This is a genomic window from uncultured Caulobacter sp. (assembly GCF_947036865.1).
In the GTDB taxonomy this organism is placed as follows: Bacteria; Pseudomonadota; Alphaproteobacteria; order Caulobacterales; family Caulobacteraceae; genus Caulobacter.
In genome coordinates this window covers 23,306-30,406 of the sequence record NZ_CAMQSF010000039.1, presented here as the reverse complement: position 1 = coordinate 30,406, position 7,101 = coordinate 23,306, and the positions used below count along the sequence as shown (strand labels likewise).

5 protein-coding genes and 1 pseudogene are annotated in these 7,101 nt (G+C 70.6%); 4 read left to right on the top strand and 2 right to left on the bottom strand.

Features of this window, described 5'->3' with window-relative positions:
• The 3 genes and pseudogenes from Q0V34_RS16845 to mmcB form a co-directional block, all read left to right on the top strand.
• Positions 1–121 (top strand): annotated as a pseudogene (locus Q0V34_RS16845) (lipocalin family protein); the annotation flags it as partial.
• A 72-nt stretch (positions 122–193) separates the two neighbouring features.
• On the top strand, positions 194–2,146 hold the full coding sequence (locus Q0V34_RS16840; protein ID WP_297514183.1) for a serine hydrolase: 1,953 nt from the start codon (positions 194–196) through the stop codon (positions 2,144–2,146).
• Positions 2,147–2,213: 67 nt separating this feature from the next.
• A complete protein-coding gene (mmcB, locus tag Q0V34_RS16835) occupies positions 2,214–2,684 on the top strand; it encodes a DNA repair putative endonuclease MmcB (RefSeq protein ID WP_297514186.1) in 471 nt (156 codons plus the stop codon).
• Here the strand turns inward: mmcB and Q0V34_RS16830 are convergent, their stop codons facing one another.
• Together Q0V34_RS16830 and recQ are read right to left on the bottom strand one after the other, a co-directional pair.
• Entirely contained in the window at positions 2,685–3,008 is a 324-nt protein-coding gene (locus Q0V34_RS16830; RefSeq protein ID WP_297514180.1) for a hypothetical protein, read from the bottom strand.
• Between the two features lie 46 nt (positions 3,009–3,054).
• A complete protein-coding gene (recQ, locus tag Q0V34_RS16825; RefSeq protein WP_297514177.1) occupies positions 3,055–4,896 on the bottom strand; it encodes a DNA helicase RecQ in 1,842 nt (613 codons plus the stop codon).
• 214 nt (positions 4,897–5,110) lie between these two features.
• Between recQ and Q0V34_RS16820 the strand changes: the two genes are divergently transcribed.
• Positions 5,111–7,072, top strand: a complete 1,962-nt coding sequence (locus Q0V34_RS16820) for a transglycosylase domain-containing protein (protein ID WP_297514174.1) — start codon at positions 5,111–5,113, stop codon at positions 7,070–7,072.
• Positions 7,073–7,101: the final 29 nt, after the last annotated feature.

Below are 7,101 nucleotides of genomic sequence, written 5' to 3'. Positions count from 1 at the left end.
TCTGTGGCTGCTGTCGCGCAAGCTCCCGACCCAGGCCGACCGCGAGGCGTTGACCGCGCGGGCCAAGGCCTTGGGCTATGACGTGGGGCTGCTGCGGCCGACGAAGCAGGCGCAGCCCTAAAGCCCCTCTCTTGCCTTTCTCGCCGATCTCGGGCCTGCTCGGCTAACGCCGTTAGGTCGCGAGGGGGCGCCGATGCGTGGTCTGGGATTGTCGTTCGCCGCCGTCATGTTCTGGGCGGCGCTGTCGGGGGCTAGCCTCGCCGATCCGCGCTCGACGGCGATCGCCGCCTTCGAGGCGCCCGACGGCTGGACCACCGACGTCGCGCCCGGCCGTGTGCGGACCGTCTCGCCCGAAGGCGACGTGCGGCTGGTCGTCATCGACATCGGCGCGGCGTCGAACGCCGCCGACGCGGTCTTGAAGGCCTGGGCGGCCGTCGATCCGAGCTTCGCGCGCAAGGTTCGCTTCAGCACCCAGCGCGCGGCCCGCGAGGGCTGGGACGAAACCTGGCACACCGAATATGAGGTCTCGCCCGACGAGAAGCTGTTCCTGGTCGCCAACGCCTATCGGCGCGACAAGGCCTGGACCGTCCTGGTCGCCAGCGGCCCCGAGGCGACCGTCGACAAGCGCTCGGGCCAGATCCGGGTGATGATCGACACCTTCCGCCCCCTCGGGGTGGCCGCGGAGGACTTCGCCGGCAAGACCGCCCGACCGTTCGACGCCAAGGCGCGCGCGGCGATCAAGGCCTTCTGGACCGACGCGATGGCCGCCTACGCGATCCCCGGCATGGCCTATGCCTTCATCGATCGTAACGGCGTCGTCGAGGAAGGCGGGATGGGGGTTCGCACCCTGGGCCAGGCCGCGCCGATCGACGCCCACACCCGGTTCATGATCGCCTCGAACACCAAGGGCATGACGACCTTGCTGATGGCGCGCCTGGTCGACGCCGGCAAGCTGAACTGGGACGAGCGCGTGGTCGAGGCCGACCCGACCTTCAAGATCGGCGACCCGGCCGTGCTGAACGTCATGAAGATCCGCCACCTGATCTGCGCGTGCACCGGCATGCCGCGACAGGATCTGGAGTGGATCATGACCGGCGGCGTCGATACGCCCGCCGACGAAGCCTTCAAGCTGCTCGCGCCGATGAAGCCGACGACCAAGTTCGGCGAGGCCTTCCAATACAGCAACCTGCTGGCGTCGGCGGCGGGCTATGTCGCCGGCCACGTGGCCTATCCGGGCGTCGAGACCGGCGCGGCCTATGACAAGGCCATGCGGACCTATGTCTTCGAGCCGCTGGGCATGAAGGACACGACCTTCAGCAAGGCCGTGGCCGTCGGCGGCGATCACGCCGATCCGCACGGCTTCGACGCCGACGGCAAGATGGCGGTCGGCACGGTCGACAAGAGCGACAGCATCTATTTCGCGCGGCCCGCCGGCGGCGCCTGGTCCAGCGCCCATGACCTGGCCCTTTATGCTTTGAACGAGCTGCGCGAGGGCGTGCTGCCCGGCGGCGGCCGGCTGGTCAGCGCCGACGCCCTGCTGGCCCGCCGCAACCAGGGCATGGTCACCGGCGAGGCCACCTATTACGGCATGGGCCTGGAAACCTCGTCGCGCTGGGGCGTCAAGATCGTCCACCACGGCGGGGCGATGCCTGGCTACAAGACCGATTGGATCATCCTGCCCGACGCCGGCGTCGGCCTGGTGATGCTGTTCAACAGCGAGGAGGCCTGGCCGATCCTCGACGCCACGCGGCGCCGGCTGGTGGAGCTGCTCTACGACGCCCGCCCGGAGGCTTCGGCGACCGTGACAACGGGCGCGTCCGCCTATCGCGCCAATCTCGCCAAGGAGCGGTCGCTCACCGCCATCCCACCCGATCCGGCGGTCGTCGCCCAGCTGGCCAGCCGCTACGAGAGCCCGGAACTGGGCTTCATCGACGTCAAGCGCCAGGCCGACGGCGGCGTGATCTTCGATTTCGGCAGCTTCTCCAGCCGCATGGGGACGCGCAAGAACGAGGACGGCAGCACCAATCTGGTCATGCTCGACCCGACGATCACCGGCTGGTCCCTGAGCACGCGACCGGGCGACAAGTTCACGGCGCTGGTCATGCAGGATGCTCAGCACGAATACGTCTACACGCCCAAGCGCTGAGACGCCGCCGCCACTTGCCAGTCGAACAAAGCTGGAACATGATCGCGGCGTGGACGTGATCATCGACATGCGGCCTCCGCGGCCCGAGCCCTCCGCGCTCTCGCCCAGCCGGCCGGAGACCACGCTGGCGGTGACGCGCGGGGTCGCGCGGCTGCTGGTCGATCTGGGCTACGCGCCGCTGGCCGAGGTGACCCTTCCCAACGGCCGCCGCGCCGACCTGATGGCGCTGGGCCCGAAGGGCGACATCGTCATCGTCGAGGTCAAGTCGGGGCTGGAGGACTTCCGGGTCGACCGGAAGTGGGGCGAATACGCGCCCTATTGCGACGCCTTCTATTTCGCCGTGGCGCCGCACTTCCCGGACGGGATCCTGCCCGAGGAGCCCGGCCTGTTCGTCGCCGACGGCTTCGGCGGCGCGGTCGTGCGCGAGGCGCCGGTCGCCGTGCTGGCGCCGGCGCGTCGCAAGGCCCTGACGCTGGCGTTCGCCCGCCTCGCGGCCTTGCGGGCCGCGGGCGTGCACGCCGAGCGCCTTGGGCTCTAACTAGTCGCGACGGGCCAGCAAGGCGCCGACGCCCAAGCCGATCGCGAAGGCGGCCAGGGCCACGCCGATCGGGTGCTCCTCGGCGACGCCGTGCGCCACCTGGGCCTTGTCGCGGGTCCAGGCGGCGCCGACCTTGGCCTTTTCGGCGGCGAAGGTGCGGGTCTGCTGGGCCACTTCGGTGGCGGTCTCGCGCGCCGACTGGACCGCCTTGGCGACGGCTTCCTTGGCTTGCTTGGTCTTCTCGGCGGTCGCCTTCTTGGCGCCATCGCCCAGGGCGGCGGCGGACGAGGTGTCGGTCGGGGTGAAGCTGGTGACGTCGGTCATGGGGGAGGCTCCTCGGCTTGCCCCGTACCAACACCCATCCCGCCGATTAGTTCTCGCGCACGACCTTCAAAACCGCGTCCCCGTAGCGATCGAGCTTGCCCTGGCCCACGCCGCCGGCCTTGCCCAGGGCCGCCAGGGTCGCGGGTCGGGCGGCGGCGATCTCGGCCAGGGTCGCGTCGTGGAAGATCACATAGGGCGGGACGTGCTGGGCTTGCGCCTGCTCCTTGCGCCAGGACCGCAGCGCCTCGAACAGCATCTGGTTCTCGAGCGGGATCGTCAGGGCCTTGCCCTCGCGCCGCTTGCGGGCCGCGCCGGTCCGGCCGGTCTCCGGCGCCTCGGTCGACTGGCGCAGCGCCACGCGCCGCTCGCCGCGATAGACCTGGCGCACGCCCTCGACATCGCCGAGGCCGATCAGCGGCCGGCCGTCATTGGGATCCTCGCGCAGCAGCCCCTCGAAGATCAGGGTGTCGAGCAGGTCGCGCCAGGCCGAGGGGCCGAACTCGCGACCGATGCCGAAGGTCGGCATCTGGGCCTCCTGCGGGGTGACGTCCTTGGTCTTGCCCAGCAGGTGGTCGATGATCCGCCCGCGCCCGCAGCGGCCGCCCATGCGGTGGACGGCCGACAGCGCCTTCTGAGCCGCCTCGGTGGCGTCGACCGCCGCTGGCGGCGAGACGCAGACGTCGCAGACCCCGCAGCGCGCCACGCCCTCCTCGCCGAAATAGCGGCGGACGGCCGCCGCCCGGCAGGTGACGCCCTCCAGCATGGCGTAGAACTGCCGCAGCTTGCGGGCCTGAACCTGCTTGACCTCGTCGGGGGCCTCGCGGGTCTCGATCCGGCGGCTGGCCCAGGCCATGTCGGCCGAACCATAGAGGGTGATGCCTTCGGCGGGCTGGCCATCGCGCCCGGCCCGGCCGACCTCCTGCCAATAGGCCTCGATCGCGGCCGGCGGGTCGGCGTGGATCACATAGCGGACGTCGGGCTTGTCGACGCCCATGCCGAACGCGATGGTCCCCACCATCACCGCCGCGTCGGCCTCCAGGAAGTCCTCCAGGCGGCGCGCGCGCACGGCCTTGTCGAGGCCGGCGTGGTAGGCCAGGGCCGGCACGCCCTCGGCGTTCAGCTTCTCGGCCAGCTTCTCGGTCCCGTCGCGCGAGCCGGCATAGATCACGCCCGACCGACCGGGCCGCTCCAGCACCAGCTCGACGACGCGGTCGTGGCCCTTGCCGCGCTTGCGCTCGGCCGACAACGCCAGCTCCGGGCGGGCGAAGCTGTCGACGAACTCGGCCGCGCCGTCCAGCCGCAGCTCGGCGCGGATATCGTCGCGGGTGCGGGCGTCGGCCGTGGCGGTGACCGCCAGGCGAGGGACGTCGGGAAAGAGCTCGGCGAGACGCCCCAGCATCCGGTATTCGGGCCGGAAGTCGTGGCCCCACTGGCTGACGCAGTGCGCCTCGTCGACGGCGATCAGGGCCAGCGGCGTGCGCCCCAGGCGATCCAGCATCCAGGGCTGCATCAGCCCCTCGGGCGACAGATAGAGCAGGTCGACCTCGCCGGCGTCGATGCGCCGCCAGATGTCCGACCGCTCGTCCAGCGAGATGTTGCTGTCCAGGCGCTCGGCCGCCACGCCCGCCTGGCGCAGGCCCTGGACCTGGTCGGCCATCAGGGCGATCAGCGGCGAGACCACCAGGCCCACGCCCGGCCGGATCAGCGACGGGATCTGGTAGCACAGGCTCTTGCCGCCGCCGGTCGGCAGCACGGCCATGGCGCTGCGCCCCTCCAGGAGCTCCAGGATCACCCCGGCCTGCAGCCCTCTGAAATCGGCATGGCCAAACGTGCGCCGCAGGACGTCGCGGGCGTGGTCGAGCCGGGGAGATTCGGGAGGAACGTACACGGCGGCTCTTTTGGCAGCGTCGCGCGCCCGGGCCAAGCGAGACCTGACGCCCTTCCTCACGCGCTCAACTTCAGGCAGCATATCGCGAGCCGCGCCCAAGCGCCACGAGAACGCCGCATCGCGCGTTCACCTCTCGTCAATCTTGTCGCGCGTTCTGTGGCCATCGGCTAAACGGAAGCGCGCGGGATCGCGGCGCGACAGGAACGACACGACCATGGCGAACGGACCCTTCGGCGGGAACAAGGCGGCCAAGCCGCAGCGCACCCCGCTCCAGGCCCTCGTCTACTGGGGCACGGTGGTCGGCGTCTGGGGGCTGATCTTCGCGGTGGCGTTCTTCGCCGTGTTCGCCAGCGACCTGCCGGACACCTCGAAGCTGTACGACGTCAAGCGCCAGCCCTCGATCAACTATCTGGACCGCTCGGGCGCCCTCCTGGCCGTGCGCGGCAGCCAGTACGCGCCGCCGGTCGACATCGACGCCCTGCCCAAATACGTGCCGGCGGCGTTCGTGGCGATCGAGGACCGCCAGTTCTATCACCACTTCGGCTTCAACCCCTGGGGCATCGTCCGGTCGCTGGCGTGGAACGCCACCCACGACGGGCCCCAGCGCGGCGGCTCGACCATCACCCAGCAGCTGGCGCGGAATCTGTTCCTGAGCCCGGCCCAGAACTATCGCCGCAAGGCCCAGGAGCTGATCCTGGCCATCTGGCTGGAGATGCGGTTCAGCAAGAAGCAGATCCTGGCCCTCTATATGAACCGGGTCTATTTCGGCGCCGGCGCCTATGGCATCGAGGCCGCCTCGCAGCGCTATTTCAACAAGCCCGCCGCCCAGCTGACCGTCGGCGAGGCCGCCTTGCTGGCCGGCATGATGAAGGGTCCGGCCCGCTATTCGCCGGTCTCGGCCAAGGATCGCGCCGCCCGCCGCGCCACCATCGTTCTCGACGAGATGGTGCGCATCAAGGCGATCACGCCGGAAGAGCGCGACGACGCCTTCAAGACCCCGGTCCAGGTCTCGGCCACCCTGGCCAACCAGCGCGCCCAGTACTTCACCGACTATATCGACGCCCAGGTCCGCTCGCTGGTCGGCGAACCGACCGAGGACCTGGTGGTCGAGACCACGCTGGACCTGCCGATCCAGGTCTCGGCCGAGCGCGCCGTCAAGCTGGGCGTCGAGGGGCACGCCGCCCAGGGCGTGCAGCAGGCGGCGCTGGTGGCCATCGACGGCGAGGGCCGGATCCGGGCCTATGTCGGCGGCGCCGACTATGCCGACAGCCAGTTCGACCGCGCGACCACCGCCCGCCGCCAGGCCGGCTCGGCGTTCAAGCCGTTCGTCTATCTGACCGCCATGGAGGCCGGCCGCACCCCCGCCGTGCAGGTCGTCGACGAGCCGATCAAGATCGGCAACTGGGAGCCCAAGAACTACACCGGCAAGTATCTGGGCCAGATCACCCTGCAGACGGCCCTGGCCCAGTCGATCAACACCGTCGCCGCCCGCCTGGCCAACGAGGTCGGCACCAGCAACGTCGCCAACACCGCCCGGCGCCTGGGGATCACCAGCAAGATCCAGCTCGACCCGTCGATGGCGCTCGGCGCCGTCGAGGTCTCGCCGATGGAGATGGCCCAGGCCTACGCCCCGTTCTCCAACGGCGGCTTCCTGGCCAAGGGCTACGGCATCGAGCGCATCCGCACCGCCAGCGGCAAGGTGCTGTACGACCACGGCGTCGAGAAACAAGCCCGCTCGGCCGTGATCGGCTCGCCGGGCCTGCAGTACATGAACCAGATGATGCGCGAGGTCGTGAACTCCGGCACCGGCACGCGCGCCAAGGTCGCCGGCTATGACATCGCCGGCAAGACGGGCACGACCAGCGACTACAAGGACGCCTGGTTCGTCGGCTACACCGGCGGCTTCGTCACCGCCGTCTGGACCGGCAAGGACGACGCCACGCCGATGAAGCGCGTCACCGGGGGCGGCGCGCCGGCCGAGATCTGGCGCACCTTCATGGCCGCCGCCCTGCCGCGCCTGAAGGCCACCCCGATCCCCGGCGGCGTCGTCGAACCGCCGCCGATCGCGCCGGCCGATCCGATCGGCGATCTGGTCAACACCCCGCCGACCCCGGAAGGCCCCGCCGCCGAAACCCCGGCCGGCGCCCCGCCGCCGGCGGACCAACTGCCCTATTGATAGATCCTCCCCCGCGATGCGGGGGAGGT

What these genes read in the sequence shown, in the direction of transcription:
- Q0V34_RS16840 (WP_297514183.1), top strand. Translation starts at nt 194, where the DNA reads ATGCGTGGTCTGGGATTGTCGTTCGCCGCCGTCATGTTCTGGGCGGCG.
- mmcB (WP_297514186.1), top strand. Translation starts at nt 2,214, where the DNA reads ATGCGGCCTCCGCGGCCCGAGCCCTCCGCGCTCTCGCCCAGCCGGCCG.
- Q0V34_RS16830 (WP_297514180.1), bottom strand. Translation starts at nt 3,008, where the DNA reads ATGACCGACGTCACCAGCTTCACCCCGACCGACACCTCGTCCGCCGCC.
- Q0V34_RS16820 (WP_297514174.1), top strand. Translation starts at nt 5,111, where the DNA reads ATGGCGAACGGACCCTTCGGCGGGAACAAGGCGGCCAAGCCGCAGCGC.